14 protein-coding genes are annotated in these 18,334 nt (G+C 67.8%); 8 read left to right on the plus strand and 6 right to left on the minus strand.

Annotated features, from left to right (window positions below; genetic code table 11):
* Positions 1 to 167: 167 nt before the first annotated feature.
* The 4 genes from GC106_RS00490 to GC106_RS47430 form a co-directional block, all read right to left on the minus strand.
* Complete coding sequence (locus GC106_RS00490; protein ID WP_246364596.1) at positions 168 to 1,478, minus strand: nickel/cobalt transporter; 1,311 nt, start codon at positions 1,476 to 1,478, stop codon at positions 168 to 170.
* A complete protein-coding gene (locus GC106_RS00495; RefSeq protein WP_173123163.1) occupies positions 1,475 to 2,638 on the minus strand; it encodes a tetratricopeptide repeat protein in 1,164 nt (387 codons plus the stop codon). Before GC106_RS00495 ends, GC106_RS00490 begins: the two co-directional genes overlap by 4 nt.
* Positions 2,635 to 4,194, minus strand: a complete 1,560-nt coding sequence (locus tag GC106_RS00500; RefSeq protein ID WP_246364598.1) for a DUF4331 family protein — start codon at positions 4,192 to 4,194, stop codon at positions 2,635 to 2,637. Before GC106_RS00500 ends, GC106_RS00495 begins: the two co-directional genes overlap by 4 nt.
* Positions 4,195 to 4,281: 87 nt before the next feature.
* Positions 4,282 to 5,112, minus strand: a complete 831-nt coding sequence (locus tag GC106_RS47430) for a hypothetical protein (protein ID WP_246364599.1) — start codon at positions 5,110 to 5,112, stop codon at positions 4,282 to 4,284.
* A 203-nt stretch (positions 5,113 to 5,315) separates the two neighbouring features.
* On the opposite strand from GC106_RS47430, the gene GC106_RS00510 reads away from it, so the two are divergent.
* Positions 5,316 to 6,119 (plus strand): hypothetical protein, encoded by an 804-nt coding sequence (locus tag GC106_RS00510; protein ID WP_173123165.1) that lies wholly within the window; start codon positions 5,316 to 5,318, stop codon positions 6,117 to 6,119.
* Complete coding sequence (locus GC106_RS48645) at positions 6,116 to 7,882, plus strand: serine/threonine-protein kinase (protein ID WP_173123167.1); 1,767 nt, start codon at positions 6,116 to 6,118, stop codon at positions 7,880 to 7,882. The genes GC106_RS00510 and GC106_RS48645 overlap by 4 nt, the downstream gene beginning before the upstream one ends.
* 144 nt (positions 7,883 to 8,026) lie before the next feature.
* Here GC106_RS48645 and GC106_RS00520 read toward each other — a convergent pair whose 3' ends face one another.
* A complete protein-coding gene (locus GC106_RS00520; RefSeq protein ID WP_173123169.1) occupies positions 8,027 to 8,947 on the minus strand; it encodes an anti-sigma factor RsbA family regulatory protein in 921 nt (306 codons plus the stop codon).
* Positions 8,948 to 9,074: 127 nt separating this feature from the next.
* Here GC106_RS00520 and GC106_RS00525 point away from each other — a divergent pair, with 127 nt between their 5' ends.
* Positions 9,075 to 9,680 (plus strand): GNAT family N-acetyltransferase, encoded by a 606-nt coding sequence (locus GC106_RS00525; protein WP_173123171.1) that lies wholly within the window; start codon positions 9,075 to 9,077, stop codon positions 9,678 to 9,680.
* Positions 9,681 to 10,042: 362 nt separating this feature from the next.
* Here the strand turns inward: GC106_RS00525 and GC106_RS00530 are convergent, their stop codons facing one another.
* A complete protein-coding gene (locus GC106_RS00530; protein ID WP_312872330.1) occupies positions 10,043 to 11,068 on the minus strand; it encodes a 2-dehydropantoate 2-reductase in 1,026 nt (341 codons plus the stop codon).
* 58 nt (positions 11,069 to 11,126) lie between these two features.
* Here GC106_RS00530 and GC106_RS00535 point away from each other — a divergent pair, with 58 nt between their 5' ends.
* The 5 genes from GC106_RS00535 (at position 11,127) to GC106_RS00555 (ending at position 18,270) form a co-directional block, all read left to right on the plus strand.
* Positions 11,127 to 12,815 (plus strand): SelB domain-containing protein, encoded by a 1,689-nt coding sequence (locus GC106_RS00535; RefSeq protein ID WP_173123175.1) that lies wholly within the window; start codon positions 11,127 to 11,129, stop codon positions 12,813 to 12,815.
* Positions 12,812 to 13,078 (plus strand): DUF6457 domain-containing protein, encoded by a 267-nt coding sequence (locus GC106_RS00540; protein ID WP_217279907.1) that lies wholly within the window; start codon positions 12,812 to 12,814, stop codon positions 13,076 to 13,078. The genes GC106_RS00535 and GC106_RS00540 overlap by 4 nt, the downstream gene beginning before the upstream one ends.
* Before the next feature lie 78 nt (positions 13,079 to 13,156).
* Positions 13,157 to 14,890: a thiamine pyrophosphate-binding protein gene (locus tag GC106_RS00545; protein WP_173123177.1), complete on the plus strand. Its 1,734-nt coding sequence runs from the start codon at positions 13,157 to 13,159 to the stop codon at positions 14,888 to 14,890.
* Between the two features lie 13 nt (positions 14,891 to 14,903).
* Positions 14,904 to 16,133: a formyl-CoA transferase gene (gene frc, locus GC106_RS00550; RefSeq protein WP_173123179.1), complete on the plus strand. Its 1,230-nt coding sequence runs from the start codon at positions 14,904 to 14,906 to the stop codon at positions 16,131 to 16,133.
* Positions 16,134 to 16,137: 4 nt separating this feature from the next.
* Entirely contained in the window at positions 16,138 to 18,270 is a 2,133-nt protein-coding gene (locus tag GC106_RS00555; RefSeq protein WP_173123181.1) for an acetate--CoA ligase family protein, read from the plus strand.
* Positions 18,271 to 18,334 lie beyond the last annotated feature (64 nt).

Genomic DNA, 18,334 nt, shown 5'->3' on the forward strand with positions numbered 1-18,334 from the left:
GGCACCCCCGCCCCAACAACTCACAGTGGAAAAGCTGGGCAGACCAGCGGCTCCCGCACGCCCACGACAGAAACCACCGGCCCACCAACACAACCACCCACGACCAAGATCACCAACAAAACCCATCGGTGGATCTGGGTTAGAACACGGATAAACACTCACGAGGGTCAGGCTGCGAGGCCGCGGACGGCGAGGCCACTGCCGACGAGCAGGACCATGGCCGAGGTCATCACCGGGACGAGTTTCGTGTAGCGCTGGATCCGGTCCGACAGTCCGTCCATCCGGTCACGCAGCTTCACCAACAGCAGACCGGCCGCGGTCAACGTCCCGGCCATGCCCAGTCCGTACGCCAGCACCAGCAGCACACCGAACCACGTGCGGCCCAACGCGATCGCGCCCAGCAGGACGACCAGCGCGGACGGGCTGGGCACCAACCCGCCCGCCACACCCATCCCGACCAGACCGGCCTTGCCGAAATGCCCGTGCCCGTGGCCGTGCCCGTGGCCGTGAGCTCGGCGGCCGCGAAGTGCGGACCGCATGAGCACGATCCCGATCCCCGCGATCAGCAAGCCGCTGGCCACGCCGAGCCAGCGAAGCACGGCCTCACCGGCGAGCACACTGGAAACGCTGATCAGCAGACCCAGGACGAGCACGCCCGCGGTGTGGGTCAACGTCACGGTCGCGCCCACCAGAACGGCGTCCTTCGGGGTTCCCCTGCGGCCGACCAGATACGCGGCGATGACCGTCTTGCCGTGTCCAGGCAGCGCCGCATGGGACGCTCCGAGGACGAGCGCGAGCAACACCGCCAGCAAACCCAGCCACAGCGTGAGATCGGCCGTGCCGACGATGTCGTTGAACGCCGCCGCGAGCCCTGATTCACCCTGAACCGGAACGACGGCGGACGCCGGAGCCGACCCCAGGCCCGGCTCGGCCATGAGCTCGACGCTCCGGACATCCAGCGGCGACGACAGCAGGTCCTCCGGGTAGCTGCGCAGTTCGTCGCTGACGCTCCGCGCGGGGACCGCGGAATCGACACGGACGTCCGTCCCGACCGCGGTGATCTCGTGCCAGCCGACCCGGTCCGGCCGATAGGAGTCGGTGAACGCCAGCCGCACCGGCCCGCGGATCTCGGCGGGCGCGGTCAGCTCACACGTCAACCGGCTGGTGGACAGGTCCGCCTGGCCCCGGGGGAATTCGAGCTGTGCGCGGCGGACCGACAGGGCCAGCCGTTGGGAGTCCACTGTGGCCCGGACCGAACCGGCGAGGTCGCGGCATTCCCGGCCGGCGTCGCCGGGCTTCTCCTGGAGTGTCGGGATTTCGGCGAAGTCCACCACCGAGCGGACGTCCACACGGTCGGGACGCAGGTGCAGGCCGTGGTAGTGGTTGACGCTGAAGTTGCCCAACGGATGCGCTGACGCCGTCCCGGACGGCCAGAGCAGGACCAGGCCGAGCACCATGAGAACCAGACGCTTGGTCATCGCAGGGCCTCCAGGATGGCGGTGCGGTGTGCCAGGACGGTCGCGTCGCGCCAGCCCGATGCGACGGCTTTGTCCGCGTACGAAAGGGCTTCGGCGTGGCGTCCGTTGAGGTGCAAGGCCCATGCCATGGCGTCGGCGACAAAAACGCTTTGCCGCTTCGCCCATTCGGCTTCGGCCAGACGCAGTGCCTCGGCCTTGTCGCCACGGTCCGCGGCGACGGCCGACGCGACCAGATCGTCGCTCGCGCCTTGTGCGGCCAGCAGTTTCCGCTGTTTCGCCAGGATCTCGTACTGCTGATCCGCCTCGGCGTTCCGGCCTGACGAGGACAACAGGCGCGCGTAGTCCGGCAGGTACTGCGGTGCCCGCACGGTCAGGTCGCGGTACACGGTCAGTGCTTCGTCGGCTCGGCCCTGGGCGGCGGCGACCTTGGCACGTCCGTGCAGCAGCGCCGTGTCCTTCGGGTTGGTCACGAGACCTTGTTCGTAGTGCGACGACGCCTCGTCCACCTGCCCGGAGTTCCACGCGAGTTCACCGAGGTGGAACTGGCAGAACGCGATCTCGTCCGACGAGGTGGCCGAGTCGAGACCACGCCGCATGGCCTCTATCGCTTCGGCTTGCCGGCCGTGCAGCTCGAAGTGGTACGAGGCACGTGTGAACGCCGCGACGTTCGGGCGCAGGTCCAGCATCCGTTGGACCGCGTCCATCGCTGCCTTGTCCTCGCCCAGCTGGGTCGACGCGTCCGCGAGAACGCCATAAACCTCAGCCGTGTCAGGCATGACGGCCTGCGCGCGAGTACCCCAGTCCTTGGCGGCGGCGAAGTCGTGACGGGCGTTGGCCAATGCGCCCATGCCGATCATGGCCTCGCCGTTGGCCGCCGGCTTGAGCTTCAGTGACCGGTCCAGCGCGCCCTGTGCCTTCGCGTAGTACGTCGGATCCGTGGTGGTACGGGCCAGTTCGACGTAGGACACGCCGAGCCGGGCCCAGCCGGAGGCGTCCCCGGGCACCCGGTTCAGCCTGGCCTGCAACGAGTCCACGTTCTGCCGGAGCCGGTTGGCCCGGCTGATCGGCTCGACGGCCACAGTGGACTCGTCAGTCTCGGTGAGGGTGACCACGGCGGCGATCAGCGCCGCCGCCGCGATGACGACGAGCAGGAATCTCATGACTGACGCCTGCGCCTGCGCAGCATCCAGAAACCGCCGCCCACCAACGCGAGCGCGCCGGCCGCGCCGCCGATCACCGGCCCGGCGGGCATGTCGTCCATGACGCTCCCACTCGGCTTGACGTCGATCAGCGCGGTGTTCGAGTTCACCGCGGTGTTGTGCGGCAGTGCCACGTAAGGGAACTGCTTGCCGAACCACTTGTCGTTGGCGTCCACTTTGTCCCCGGCGGCCAGTTCGGGCACGAGCCGTCCGGTCTGCGCGGCACCCGCGAGCGCCTGCAACTCGATGTCGACGACGTCGTCGGCGAGCCTGCGGCCGTTCGGGAAGCCCTGCAGATCACCGCCGATCACCCCGAGCCGGTTGGGCTGGTCGTTCGGCTGGATCGAGGTGTTGAGCCGCAGCATCTCCGACGGCACGAACTTCTTCGGGTCCACGTCGGCGTTGTTGAGCTGCGAGTTCAGGTCGGCCTTGATCGGGCCGCCCGCCTTGGTGGTGATGCCGGTCAGGAAGATCTCCACCAGGTCGTCGCGCGGGGCAGCCGGTGCCTTGAGCTGGTAGATCGATTCGAGCAGCTTGGCCACCTCGGGGCTGGTCACCCTGTCCAGCAACGGTTTCACGGTCCGGTCCTTGTCCGGGGTCAGACCGTTGAACGAGTCCTTCAACGCGGCCGAGGAGATGACCTCGTTGACCAACGGGTTGCCCAGCCGGGAAACCTGGACGAACGGGCCCTCGGGCTTGGCCTGGCCGGGGGACAGGCGCATGGTTCGCCGCTCGGTGTCGCTCCAGACGCCGATCACCGGGTTGCGCTTCGGGTCACCTTTCAGGCTCAGCATGGACTTGGGCACCTGGATGGCGATCGTGTTGACGTTGTAACCACGCAGCGTGTCCTGGCCGACCTCGCTCAGGTTTCCGCCGTATAGCAGGTCGAACACCCGCAGGTCGAGGAAGAACGAGTCCTCGGCCGCGCCGACGTACGTCTGGCCGCCGCCCGGGATCTGGGTGATCGCCTGGTCGCGAAGCGGCTTGTAGTCCGGAATGGACGCCGGGCCCACAGTGGACGGTGCCACCCGGCCCTTGCGGATCAACGTCTTGTCACGGCCCTTGTCGTCCATCACCTCGAGCTTGTAGTTCTGGCGGAACAACAGGTTCTCGTCGTCAAGGGACGTGACCGGACCGTTGTTGTACAGGAACGTGCTCTTGCCCCGCCGGTCGTCGTTCTCGAAGGTCCAGCGATAGGTGATGTCCGGCTTGGCGTCACCGTCGTTGTCGATGTTGATGTCGTAGTTCGCGTCGGTCGCCCACGGGTAGAAGTTCGGGCCGCCGTTCGGCTCCTGCAGACCGAACCAGTTGGCCACCACCGTGACCGTGTCCGGGTTGTCCGGGCTGACGAACGCGTACACGTCGGTGTTGTCGACAGTCGGGTCCGCCGCGATGAGCGGCGCCTCCCGGTGGCTGGACGCGCTCGCGGAACCGGGGATGAACCCGGCGAGCCCGGTGCACAGCAGCAGTGCCGCGGCCATCGCCAGCGGCTTGTGCCGCCCACGTAAGGCATTCATGACCATCCTCCCCGCCCCGGCGACGAAAGAGCCGGGCGCACCTACTGTTCGGTGCGCCCGGCTGTGCGGATTGCGGGAGGTTCCCGGTTACCTGAATCGGAGTACGGCGGCCCCGGCCAGGACGAAGAACACCAGGATGATCAACGAGCTGCTCTGCCCGCCGGAAGAGCTGGTCACCAGCTGGTCGACGGCTGCGGTGAGCACCACGCCGCAGTTCGCGGTGACCCAGTGCCTGCCCGCCTCGATCCGGTTGAACTGGACCGTCGCGGTGAAGTTGCCCTGGGCGTCGGCGATCGTCGCGCCGACCCGTTCGCCCTTCGACATCAGCGTCACCGGAGCGCCGGGTGTGCATCCCTTGCCGGTGGCCGAAAGTGAATCACCCGGGCCGACCGTCACACGGTCGAACACGAGGTCACCGTCGGCCCTCGGCCGTTGCTCCGCTGTGGACAGTGGAGGCAGTTCGGTCGACGGGATCGGTGGTGGCGGCGGGGTCACCGGCGTTCCGGGATTGCTCGCCGGTGGCTGTGACGGCGGCGGAGTCACCGGTGGGCGGCGGCTGCTCGTCGGCGGCGGTGGCGTGACGGGTGGCGTCACCGGCGGAGTCACCGGCGGGGTGACCGGGGGATTGCTGGGCGGGTTCGACGTCGGCGGCGGGGTCACCTGGAAGTCCGTTTCGTCGAACAGTTCCAGACTCGGACAGGTTCCGGTGACCCGGTGACCGCCGACCGTGGCGCCCGCGGGCACCTGGGCGCCGATCGACCCGCTCGCCCGGCCGGGTTCCGCGCTGGCCACCGTGGCGTCGTCGAAACGGAAGACGATCCCGGTCTTGCACAACGCCCTGCCGCCGTCGCGGGAGAACCCGGACCAGCTGATGGTGAGGGCCGATCCGGCGGGCCCGCCGGCCGGATTCACCGTCACTTGTGGGTTCGGTGGTGGTGGTGGCTGACTACTGCTCGTCTGCGCCGCCGCGAACGGAGCGCTGACCAAAAGTACGGCTATTCCGCCCGAAAGGGCAGCGATTCCTAGCGAACCAGTGCGCATGGCTACTACTCCCCTGAATACGTCCGCCACAGGTTGTAGCATCCCCATCCAGTTATCAACACCGACAATCGGGATGCCCAATGAGACGCGTGATTGCGGCAGGGGTTGCGCTCGGGGTGTGCGCTGTCCTTTTCGGTGGGTCGCCCGCCGCGGCCGCCGAACCGTTGAGGATCGCGATCACCTTCGACGGCAAGGACATCACCGGAAACACCGTCACGGTCGAGCCGAGCAAGCCGGTCGAGCTGACGGTCACCACGACCAACGAGAGCGACTCGCTGGTCAAGGTCCGCAGTGTGCGGGTGTCCGGGGTGGCACTGGCGTTGACCTTCTTCTCCTACGACACAGTGGTTCCGTACGACGTCCCGGCACGTCAGACGGTGACCCGGACGCTCGTGCTCGACCTGGCCGAACTGGAAGGCCAGGCCATCGGCCTGCTGCCGGCCACGGTGGAAGTGCTGGACCCGCAACGGGAAGTGATCGGCAGTTCGAAGACGGTGACCGACGTGCGCGGTTCACTGTGGTCGGTCTATGGCGTGTTCGGACTGGCGTTGCTGGCGCTCACGGCGTTCATCTGGACTACCGCGCTGGTCGCTTTGGCCCGGCACCGCCTTTCCCCCAACCGGTGGAAGCGCGCGCTGCGGTTCCTGCCCGCGGGCATCGGAACCGGCCTGGTGGCAGTGGTTTCGCTGTCGGTTCTGCGGCTCGTGCCGCCGGAGCCGTCGGTCGAGATCCCGATCGTCATCGCGGCGGCGGCGATCGGCCTGGTGCTGGGATACCTGACACCGCACCCGGTTCCGCCGCCGGTTCCGCCGATCGGTCCGGATGATCCCACGATCGGCATGACCACCCGCCGGATGGACAGCACCACCGAGGCATACGGATGACAGCGCCGCTGAGCATGGTCAACGCCTTGCCGCAGTACACGATCGGCGGGCAGATCGGCTCCGGCGGCATGGGCGAGGTCTTCTCCGGCGTGCACCGGACCCTCGGCCGTCAGGTGGCGATCAAGCAGTTGCCACCGGACCTGGCGGGCAGGGTCGGTGCCTACGTCCAGTTCGACCGCGAGGCAAGGGTTCTGGCCAGTCTCGACCACCCGCACATCGTGCCGGTCTACGACTACGTGCAGAACCTGCTCGTGATGGAGAAGCTGGACGGCGGCACCGTCTTCGACCGGTTCCACGCCGGGAAGATCGACAACGAACAGGCCTGCGCGATCACGCTGGCCATGCTGTCCGGACTGCACGCCGCGCACGTCGCCGGTGTGTTGCATTTGGACGTCAAACCGAAGAACCTGCTGTTCAACACCGCCGGCGTGGTGAAGGTCGCGGACTTCGGGATCGCGCAGGTGATCAGCGAGGGCGCGACGCTCGTCACGCACGGCGGCCAGATTCTGGGCACGCCCGCGTACATCGCGCCAGAACAGGCGATGGGCAACGCGTTGACGCCCGCGGCCGACGTGTACGCGGCCGGAACGGTGTTGTACGAACTGCTCAGCGGTGAGCTGCCGTTCGACCGTGAACGCGGTTCGCTGGCGTTGATCCGTCAGCACATGTTCGCCGATCCCAAGCCGATCGAACGGGTTCCCGAGCCGCTGGCGACCGTGGTGATGCGCAGCATCGCGCGGGAACTGCCCGCCAGGTACCGGGAAGCGGAGGCGTTCGCGACGGACCTCGCCGCGGCGGCGACCCAGGTCTACGGCCAGGGCTGGCTGGAACGCTCCGGCATCCCGGTCCTGCACCTGGCGCCGCGGGTGGTCGCGAGCCTGGCTTCCGGTGCCGCGCCGCGTGAGGAACTGACTGTCGCCACGCCGAAAGCAGGCGGTGCGGCGTCCGATCCGACCATTGTGGACCCGGACGGGCCGGGCCTGAAGCGGCCGAGGGTGCCGGGCTGGATCGCGGCGGCGGCGCTGCTCGGCGTCGTCGTCGTGTCGTTGCTGGCGCCGGCGACGTTGTCCCACGACAACACGTCGAACATGTCCGTGCGCGGCGCGCCCAGTGTCGGCCCGGCGACCGTGGACCTCACCAAACCGGTCTCGGTCACCGGGGACGACGTGGTCGACGGCGACCTGACGATGAGCATGTCCGGCGCGGGCATCCCGCTCGGGTCCGGGACCAGCGCGGTCGAGCCGGACCGGGATCGCAAGTTCACCACGGACATCGCCATGCCGCCGATCGCGCGCTGGATCGTCGGCGGCACGGTGACCGGCGAACTGCGGTGGACGCCGAAAGGCGGGGGACCGCAGGCAGTCCAGACGTTCACGCTGAAGTCCGAGCAGCATCCGCTCGCCACCTTCATGGGGACCGGCAGCCTGTTGCTCGGCTTGTTCGCCGTGGCGTACCTCGAATCCACCGCGCGCACGCTGCGGCGGGGCTATCGCCGCCCCTCGGCCCGCTACAGCGCCGGGTTCCTCGGTGCGCTGGTCGGCCTGGCGATCTGGCTGTTCACGTCACTGATGCTGGGCCACGAGCTGAGCATGATCTTCGGCGTCACGTCGGTCGTCCTGGCCGCGGCCGGTGCGGTCTGCCTGATCGTCGCGACCGAACGTGCCACCCTCATCGCCCGCCACCGGGCATTACGGGACGCACGGCACGGCGCACCTGGCGAAGGTGATCAGCGGCCGGCTCCGAGCAACACGGGAACCGCCTGAATCCGAGATTCGCCGTGTCCACCATTCCCGCACCATGAAATTCCCCAACGGCCGGGTCACGGCGGATCTCGGGGTGCCCGAAAGGGCGTTTCACGGTGCCGGAAAGGGTATTTCGAGGTGCTGGAAAGGTGGATACGGCGGCCGTCAGGCCAGCCTGAAGTAGATGCGGATTGTCGTCCCGGCCGGTGTCGTGTGCGTCCTGACCAGGTCGGACAGCAGGTTGACCAGCAGCAGGCCGCGCCCGCCGACCTGCTGGACCGGGGCGGGGATTCGTCCGGCCAGCGGGTTGCTCAGGTAGCCGGTGTCGCTGATCTGGCAGATCAGGTCGCCCGGCTCGGTCCACAGGCACACCGTTCCGGTGCCGCCGCCGTGCCGTGCGCTGTTGGCGGCCAGTTCGTCGACGGCGAGAACAAGATCGTCGATCCGGGCCGCCGCCAGACCGGCCTCGTCGGCGAACTTGGTGACGACTCGCCGTAGGTCGGCGAGGCTTGAGGCATCGACTGCCCGGCGCTCGGCGTTTGCCGGCGCGATCAGTGGCTGGTTGTACGCCGCGACCACAGCGTCCGGGGCGTACGAGCTGCTGTCGCGGGTGCCGTCCGTGTCGATCACCGTCGGGTGCGTGCGGAACGCGTCGGCCAGAACAGCGGGGGACAGCGTCCCGGTGTCGTACGGACACAGAATCGTGACCTGGCGACCGGTGAACGCGTGGTTGATCAGCGCTTCGTGCTGGGCGCAGGCCGGGTACTCGGCCACGGACCGGCCCGCCCAGATCGGCTCGCCGATGATCCGGACCCGGCCGTCCTGGTGCTGGTCGGCGAACGCGCGAAGGACACCGGGGATGATGCGGCCGGGGTTGCGGCCCGCCTCGGTCATGTCGAGCAGCCGCACCTTGGCCGCCGACGAGCCCAGTGCGGTACGGATCAGATCCAGTTGGGGCCCGGGTACGGCGACCGCCACAGGTTCGCCCTTCGCCAGCCCTTCGGCGATGAACGGCACTGTGCCGGCCACGTACTCGTCGGCACCCCGGTAGAACAGCGCGGGGTGCACGAATGGATCTGCGGTCATCTAGCCCCTTTGACGTCTGCGTCGATTCTACGATCCCATGGCCGGGAAACTGGCGCATGACGCGGTCCGGGGAGTATCCACGCGGTCACGGGGCATGTGCGTTGCGTGCGCGAAGTAGGTTGTTCCTGTGATCAATGTCAGGCCCGGCAGGCTGGATGACCTCGACGCGCTGTACCGGATCTGCCTGCAGACCGGTGACGCGGGCGAGGACGCCACAGCGTTGTACGAGGACCCCCAGCTGCTCGGCCACATCTTCGTAGGGCCGTACGCGGTGCTCGAACCGTCGTTGGCGTTCGTCGCCGAGGACGCCGAGGGGGTGAGCGGATTCATCGTCGGCGCCCTGGACACGAAGGCGTTCGAGGCGGAACTGGAACGGGACTGGTGGCCGGAGCTGCGGACCCAGTACCCGGACCCGCCCGAGGACGCCGTGCTGACCGAGGACCAGAAGCTGATGAGAGTGATCCACCATCCCTATACCACACCGGAGGAATATCTCGACCGGTACCCGTCGCACCTGCACATCAACCTGTTGCCGCGGACCCAGGGGCAGGGGGTGGGCGGCCGGCTGATGACCACCCTGTTCGACGCGTTGCGAGCGAAGGGGTCTCAGGGCGTGCACCTGGGCGTGTGGGCGGCCAACACCAGGGCGATCGGGTTCTACCGGCACCTCGGGTTCACCGAGATCGACCGGAGCGAGACGGGGTTCACGTTCGGGATGAGCCTGCGCTCGTGAGCGTTTATCGGTGTTCTAACACGGATAAACGCTCACGAGGGGCTGAGCGGTCAGGGTGGCCGGGAAGGTCCCGGCCGGGGCGTCCCGGCCACCCTCCATTGTGGACAAACCTGGTCGTGGTTCCCCGCACTTCGAGGATCCGGTGCCCTTCCAAGGAACACCCGTTCGCCTTGCGGCGTAGGACCGTCGAATCTGTTACCCGGGCGGACGATCGGCACGTCGGGCTCGTGGGTACGAGCTCGCGGATCGCCGCGGACAGCGACGGTGGGAAACGTGACACGCCTGCGCTGCGCGCGAGAAAGGCCCCTCGCGAGCCAGGGCCACGAGGTCACTCGAGCTGACGCAGCAACACGGCCCGAAGGCTACGCGGCGGTCAACTGCTCGTTCAACAGGTCGGCCACTGCGCCGATGGTGCGCAACGTGGGTACCTTGACGCCGGTCAGATCGGCCAGCTCCACGACCGCCTTGATGATCACGTCCAACTCGAGGGGCTTGCCCTTCTCCAGGTCCTGGAGGGTGGACGTCTTGTGCTCACCCGCTTTCTCGGCGCCGGCGAGCCTGCGCTCGACCGACATCCTGGGGTGGCACCCGAGGCTGGCGGCGACCTCGAGGGTCTCGGTCATCATCCTGACGACCAGTTCGCGGGTCTCGTCGTGACGGCAGATCGATGCCATCGTGGCCCGCGACAGTGCGCTGATCGGGTTGAACGCGATGTTGCCCATCAGCTTGATCCAGATGTCGTTGCGCAGGTCGGCCTCGACCGGGCACTTCAGCCCGCCCGCGACCATCGCGTCGGAGAACTCCTTGCAGCGCACGGACATCGTGCCGTCCGGCTCGCCGATCGAGAACCGGGTGCCTTCCAGGTGACGGATCACCCCGGGCTGTTCGATCTCGGTCGCCGCGTAGACCACGCAGCCGACGGCACGGTGGACCGGTAGTGCTCTGCTCACCGCGCCGCCCGGATCGACGCTCTCGATCCGGTGACCCTCGTAAGGACCGGGCAACCCGTGGAAGTACCAGTACGGGATGCCGTTCTGTGCGGTGATCAGTGTCGTGGTCTCGTGCAGCAACGGTTTGACCATGGGGCCCGCCGCTGCGTACTGGTTGGCTTTGAGGCCGAGGAAGACGTGATCGACTGGCCCGACCTCTTCTGGGTTGTCGGTAGCGTACGGATGGACCTCGAAGTCTCCTCGCGGAGACAGTACCTTGAGACCCGACGCCTTGATCGCCTGCAGATGGGCTCCACGGGCGATCAGATGAACCTCGACTCCAGCACGATGGAGTCCGGCTCCGACATACGCGCCGATTGCACCGGCGCCAAGAACAGCAACTCTCACGGGCGGCTCCGTTCTTGCGTCGATAGTGTATTCAGTATACCGTATGAACACCTTCGGTCAACGGTGTCGAGGAGGCATGCCAAATGCCTGGTACGGGGCGATATGAGCGATGTTTGTGATCGCTACGGCCGGCCATGCCGACCACGGAAAGTCGACACTGGTGCAGCGGCTCACCGGGATGACGCCGAACCTCGGTTCGGCGTGGACGAAATTGCCGTCCGGGCGCATGGTCGAATTGGTCGATTTGCCCGCGGCCGCCACTTTGGCGGGCATTTGCCCGGTCTCCGCGGTACTCCTGGTGGTCGCCGCGGACTCCGGCTGGATGCCGCAGTCCGGTGAGCATTTGGCGGCGCTCAACGCGTTAGGAATCCGGCACGGCCTGCTCGTGGTGACCCGCAGCGACCTGGCCGATCCGCTGTCCACGGTGCGGCGCGCTCGCGCGGAGCTGGCCGGCACCAGCCTCGCCGAGGCCGAACCGGTCGTGGTCAGCGGTTCGACCGGCGAAGGCATTCCTCAGCTGCGGCACGCGCTGGACCGGCTCGCCGACCGGATGCCGCCGTCCGGCACGGATACCGCCGTGCGGCTGTGGGTGGACGAGACGGCGGGAACAGTCGTCACCGGCACACTTCCGGTTGGCACTTTGCACACCGGAGATGAATTGGTGGTCGCGCCGACCGGGCGCCGGGTCCGAATCGAGTCCCTCGAGTCACTCGGGCGGCCGGTGAACCAGGTGATCGCGCCGGGCCGGGTGGCGGCCGGAATCGACGGAATCAATCCCCGGCGGATGCGCCGGGGACAGGCTCTGGTCGCGCCGAACAGCTGGCGATTCGTGGCCGTTGTCGACGTGCGGCTGAAGATGCTGGACAAATCGGGGATGCCGGCGCGGGAACTGGTGTTGCACATCGGTTCGGCCGCAATACCCGCCCAGGTCCGTCATCTCGGCCCCTCGGTGGCGCGGCTGACGCTGCGCTCCCCGTTGCCGCTGCGGCTCGGCGACTCCGGCCTGTTGCACGATCCGCAGCGGCACCTGGTCGTCGCCGGTGTCACCGTGCTCGACATCCTGCCGCCCGACCTGCGGCTCGGCGGGACCGTCGCCGAACGCGCCGTCGAACTGTCCAAACGCGACATCACCACCGACGGCATGGCGGAGTTGCGCAGGCGTGGCATGGTCCGGCGCAGTGACCTCGTCGCCATGGGATGTACGGTGCCGCGCGCGCCGTCGGTGGGGGAGTGGCTGTTCGATCCCGACCGGTTCCAGAAGCTGCGCCAGTCCCTGCTCGAGGCCGTGCGCGAGTACGCCGCCCGGCATCCCGAGGACCCGGCGATGCCCAAACCCCTTGCCGCGCAGACGATCGGCCTGCCGGATCGCCGGCTGGTCGAGCCGCTGGCGCGGGCGTCACGGGGACTGGGCGTGCGCATGTTGGGCGGACGGCTCGTACTGGGCCCGCGTGACGCGCTGGAAAAGCTGATCGACGATCTGGCGATGGAACCCTTCGCCGCGCCGGAACAACCCAGGCTCGCCGAGCTGGGCCTGACCACCAAGCGGCTGAACGCCGCTGTGGCGAGGGGAATGCTGATCCGGCTGGCCGACGGGGTCTACCTCCGGCCGGACGCGATCGACCTGGCCAAGGCCGTGCTGACCGAACTGCCCGAGACGTTCACGGTGGCACAGGTGCGCACAGCGCTGCGGACGAGCAGGCGCGTGGCCGTGCCTCTGCTGGAACTGCTGGACGCCCGGGGGGTGACCGAGCGACTCGACGCAAGTCAACGACGACTGCGGAAGGGGCGGCGGCAGTGAAGTTCTCCCTCACACACAACAAGGTCCTGGACGAATGGGCCGAGCTGGCCGTCGCCGAACTCGGCGTCGGTCCGGACGAACTGGACAAGCAGGAACTGTTGTCCGTGGCGCACTGTGTCGCCAGGGACGTGGGCGGCTCGGCCGCCGCACTGGCTTGTTACCTGATCGGAATCGCTGTCGGACGGGGGATGTCCTTGTCCGAGGCGGCATCCCGAGTGTCCACAGTGGTGGAACGGTGGCGCGGCGTGGACTGGCGCGACTGAAGTCTGGACAAAGGGACGTCAGGAGGTCCACTATGAAGTACATACGGTATGCAGTATGCGACCCGAGGAGCTGACCAGATGGCACAAACGGCCCAGGCGGTGCCCGAGAACGCAGGTGTCGAGGCATCCAACGGTGCCGCTGAGCCCGAGATGATCTCTGGTGGTCACCTCGTGGCTAAGGCGCTCAAAGCCGAAGGCATCGATGTGATCTTCACGCTCTGCGGCGGTCACATCATCGATATCTACGACGGCTGTGTCGACGAGGGCATTGAAGTGGTCGACGTACGCCACGAGCAGGTGGCGGCGCACGCGGCCGACGGGTACGCCCGCATCACCGGCAAGCCCGGTTGCGCGGTCGTCACCGCGGGCCCAGGCACGACCGACGCGGTGACCGGTGTCGCCAACGCGTTGCGTGCGGAGAGCCCGATGCTCCTGATCGGCGGCCAGGGTGCGTTGAGCCAGCACAAGATGGGCTCACTGCAGGACCTGCCGCACGTCGACATGATGACCCCGATCACCAAGTTCGCCGCGGGCGTGCCGCACACCGAGCGCATCGCCGACCTGGTGTCGATGGCGTTCCGTGAGGCGCTGGCCGGCGCGCCCGGCCCGTCGTTCCTGGAGATCCCGCGCGACATCCTGGACGCGAAGGTGCCGCTGGCCAAGGCCCGTATCCCCGAGGCGGGCCGCTACCGCGCCTCCACCCGCTCGATCGGCGACCCGGCCGACATCGAGCGCCTCGCGGACCTGATCGTGCACTCCGAGAAGCCCTGTGTGCTGCTCGGCAGCCAGGTCTGGACCACCAGGGGCAGCGATGACGCGATCGACTTCGTGCGCACGCTGAACATCCCGGCGTTCATGAACGGCTCCGGCCGCGGCACCCTGCCGCCCGGCGACCCGCACCACCTGCAACTGGCGCGCCGCTACGCGTTCCAGAACTCCGACCTGATCATCATCGTCGGCACCCCGTTCGACTTCCGGATGGGGTACGGCAAGCGGCTTTCGCCGTCGGCCACGGTCGTGCAGATCGACCTGGACTACCGCACGGTCGGCAAGAACCGCGACATCGACCTCGGCATCGTCGGCGACGCCGGTGCCGTGCTCGCCGCGGTCACCCAGGCCGCGTCCGGCCGCACCAGCACCGGGGCCGCCAACCGCAAGGCCTGGCTGGAGGAGCTGCGGGGCGTCGAGGACGCCGCGTACCAGAAGCGCCTGCCGCGCCAGCACTCCGACGCCAGCCCGATCGACCCGTACCGGCTGGTGCACGAGATCAACGAGTTCCTCACCGAGGACTCGATCTACATCGGCGACGGCGGTGACATCGTCACCTTCTCCGGCCAGGTCGTGCAGCCCAAGTCGCCCGGCCACTGGATGGACCCCGGTCCACTGGGGACGCTCGGTGTCGGTGTGCCCTTCGTGCTGGCGGCCAAGTACGCCCGCCCGGACAAGGAGGTCGTCGCGCTGTTCGGTGACGGCGCCTTCTCGCTGACCGGCTGGGACTTCGAGACGCTGGTCCGCTACAACCTGCCGTTCGTCGGCATCGTCGGCAACAACTCGTCGATGAACCAGATCCGCTACGGCCAGATCGCCAAGTACGGCGCCGACCGCGGCCGCGTGGGCAACACGCTCGGCGACGTCAGGTACGACGAGTTCGCCAAGATGCTCGGCGGCTACGGCGAGGAAGTGCGTGACCCCAAGGACATCGGTCCCGCGCTGCGGCGCGCCCGGGAGTCCGGCCTGCCGTCGCTGATCAACGTCTGGGTGGACCCGGAGGTCTACGCGCCCGGCACGATGAACCAGACCATGTACAAGTAGGGAGGGCACTGTCATGGGCAAGGCACTCGACGGCGTTCGCGTCCTGGACTTCACCCACGTCCAGTCCGGGCCCTCCGCCACTCAGATCCTGGCGTGGCTGGGAGCCGATGTGGTCAAAGTGGAGGCTCCGACCGGCGACATCACCCGCAAGCAGCTGCGGGACCTGCCGGACGCGGACTCGCTGTACTTCACGATGCTCAACTGCAACAAGCGCAGCATCACGCTGAACATGAAGAGCGACCGGGGCAAGCAGCTGTTCACCGAGATGATCGGCAAGTTCGACGTCATGGTGGAGAACTTCGGCCCCGGAGCGGTGGACCGGATGGGGTTCCCGTGGGAGAAGCTCCAGGAGCTCAACCCGCGGCTGATCTACGCGTCCATCAAGGGTTTCGGCGACGGCCCTTACACGCACTACAAGGCGTACGAAGTGGTGGCTCAGGCCATGGGCGGCTCGATGAGCACCACCGGCTTCGAAGAGGGCCCGCCGCTTGCCACCGGCGCGCAGATCGGCGACTCCGGCACCGGTATGCACGCCGTGGCAGGCATTCTTGCCGCGCTGTACCAGCGTGAGCAGACGGGACGCGGCCAGCGCGTGACGGTCGCGATGCAGCACGCGGTGCTCAACCTGTGCCGCGTCAAGCTTCGCGACCAGCAGCGCCTGACCCACGGCCCGCTCAAGGAGTACCCGAACAAGGAGTTCGGCGACACGGTGCCGCGTTCGGGCAACGCCTCCGGCGGTGGACAGCCGGGATGGGCGGTGCGTTGCGCACCGGGCGGGCCGAACGACTACGTCTACGTGATCGTCCAGCCGGTGGGCTGGGAACCGATCACCCAGCTGATCGGCCGCACCGACCTGACCGAGGACCCCGAGTGGGCCACCCCGGAGGCCCGGCTGAACAAGCTGGACAAGATGTTCCAGCTGATCGAGGAATGGTCGATCAACCACACCAAGTGGGATGTGCTCGCGATGCTGAACAAGCATAACATCCCCTGTGGACCGATCCTGTCCACCAAGGAGATCATCAACGACGATTCGTTGCGCGCCAACGACATGGTCGTCGATGTTCCGCACCCGCAGCGGGGCACGTTCACCACGGTCGGCATGCCGATCAAGCTGTCCGACTCGCCTGCGGAGGTCGAGCGCTCACCGCTGCTCGGCGAGCACAACAGGGATATCTACGTCCAGGAACTGGGCGTCGCCGAGGAGGAGCTCGCCGAGCTCTCCGCGAACGGAGTGATCTAGAGTCATGAGTTACGACGCCGAGACGGTCCGGGAGATCCTGGACAAGGTGCGGGCCGAGGGCCGTGAGGCGCTGACCGCGCCAGAGGGCAAGCGCGTGTGCGACGCCTACGGCATCCCGACACCCGGCGAAGGACTGGCCGCGACCGCCGACGAGGCGGTCGCGCTGGCCGAGAAGATCGGCTTCCCGGTCGTCATGAAGATCGTGTCGCCGGACATCCTGCACAAAACGGAAGCAGGCGGTGTCCTGGTCGGCGTCGCGGACGCCGACGGCGCACGGTCGGGCTACGACCAGATCATCGCCAACGCGAAGAACTACAAGGCCGACGCGCAGATCGACGGCGTGCAGGTGCAGCAGATGGTCGGTGGTGGCCAGGAGGTCATCATCGGTGCCACGACCGACCCGACGTTCGGCAAGGTCGTCGCGTTCGGACTCGGCGGCGTGCTGGTCGAGGTGCTCAAGGACGTCACCTTCCGGCTCGCGCCGGTGAGCCAGGACGAGGCACTGTCCATGCTGGACGGCATCGCGGCCGCCGAAGTCCTCAAGGGAGCCAGGGGCGCCGACCCGGTCGACGCGGACACGCTGGCCGACGTGCTGCGCCGGGTGTCCGAACTGGTCACCGACTTCCCGGAGATCAGCGAGTTCGACCTCAACCCGGTGTTCGCCTCGAAGGACGGCGCGGTCGCCGCGGACGTGCGGATCATCCTGCAGACCGGACCGGTCACGCCCCGCGAGCAGATCCCGCAGGAGGAGATCCTGCGGGTGATGACCAAGCTGATGAATCCCGCCGCCGTCGCCGTGATCGGTGCCTCCGACCAGGAGGGCAAGATCGGCAACTCGGTGATGAAGAACCTGATCAACGGCGGCTACCAGGGCGGGATCCACCCGATCAACCCCAAGGCCGACGAGATCATGGGCAAGAAGGCCTACGCGTCGGTCAAGGACATCCCCGGTGACGTCGACGTCGCGGTGTTCGCCATCCCGGCGAAGTTCGTGCCCGCCGCGCTGGAGGAGTGCGGCGACAAGGGCATCCCGGCCGCGGTGCTGATCCCGTCCGGCTTCGCCGAGACCGGCAACCACGAGCTGCAGGACGAGATCGTCGAGATCGCCAGGCGGCGCGGGATCCGCATGCTCGGCCCGAACATCTACGGCTACTACTACACGCCGCAGAACCTGTGCGCCACGTTCTGCACGCCGTACGACGTCAAGGGCGGCGTCGCGCTGACCTCGCAGAGCGGCGGCATCGGCATGGCGATCCTCGGCTTCGCCCGGTCGACCAAGATGGGTGTGTCCGCGATCGTCGGGCTGGGCAACAAGTCCGATGTGGACGAGGACGACCTGCTGACGTACTTCGAGCAGGACGACAACACCAACGTCATGGCCATGCACCTGGAAGACCTCAAGGACGGCAGGGCCTTCGTCGGCGCGGCGAAGCGGATGACCAAGAAGAAGCCGGTCATCGTGCTCAAGGCAGGCCGGACCGACATGGGTGCCCGTGCGGCCAGCTCGCACACGGGTGCGTTGGCGGGCAACGACAAGGTGTACGACGACATCCTCAAGCAGGCGGGCGTGATCAGGGCGCCGGGCCTGAACGAGATGCTGGAGTACGCCCGTGGTGTGCCGCTTCTGCCCACGCCACAGGGCGAGAACGTGGTGATCATCACCGGGGCCGGTGGCTCCGGTGTGCTGCTCTCGGACGCGGTCGTCGCGGAAGGACTGTCCTTGATGGACATTCCATCGGATCTCGACGAGGCGTTCCGGAAGTTCATCCCGCCGTTCGGTGCCGCGGGCAACCCGATCGACATCACCGGTGGTGAACCCCCGTCGACGTACGAGGCCACCATCCGGCTGGGGCTTGAGGACCCCCGCATCCACGCGCTGATCCTCGGCTACTGGCACACCATTGTCACACCGCCTATGGTGTTCGCCGAACTGACCGCGCGAGTCGTCGAGGAGGCCAGGGCGAAGGGCATCGACAAGCCGGTGGTGGCGTCACTCGCCGGTGACGTCGAGGTGGAACGCGCTTGTGAGTACCTCTATGACAGGCGCATTGTGGCGTACCCGTACACCACCGAGAAACCGGTGGCGGTGCTGGGTGCGAAGTACCGGTGGGCCAGGGCGGCTGGGCTGCTCGGCTGACAACCAGAGGCTCCTTGTGGCGGGTGGTGCTTCGCCCGCCACAAGGTAGGAAGGGGGAGGGAAG

The organism is Kibdelosporangium persicum (assembly GCF_013280595.1).
GTDB lineage: Bacteria > Actinomycetota > Actinomycetes > Mycobacteriales > Pseudonocardiaceae > Kibdelosporangium > Kibdelosporangium persicum.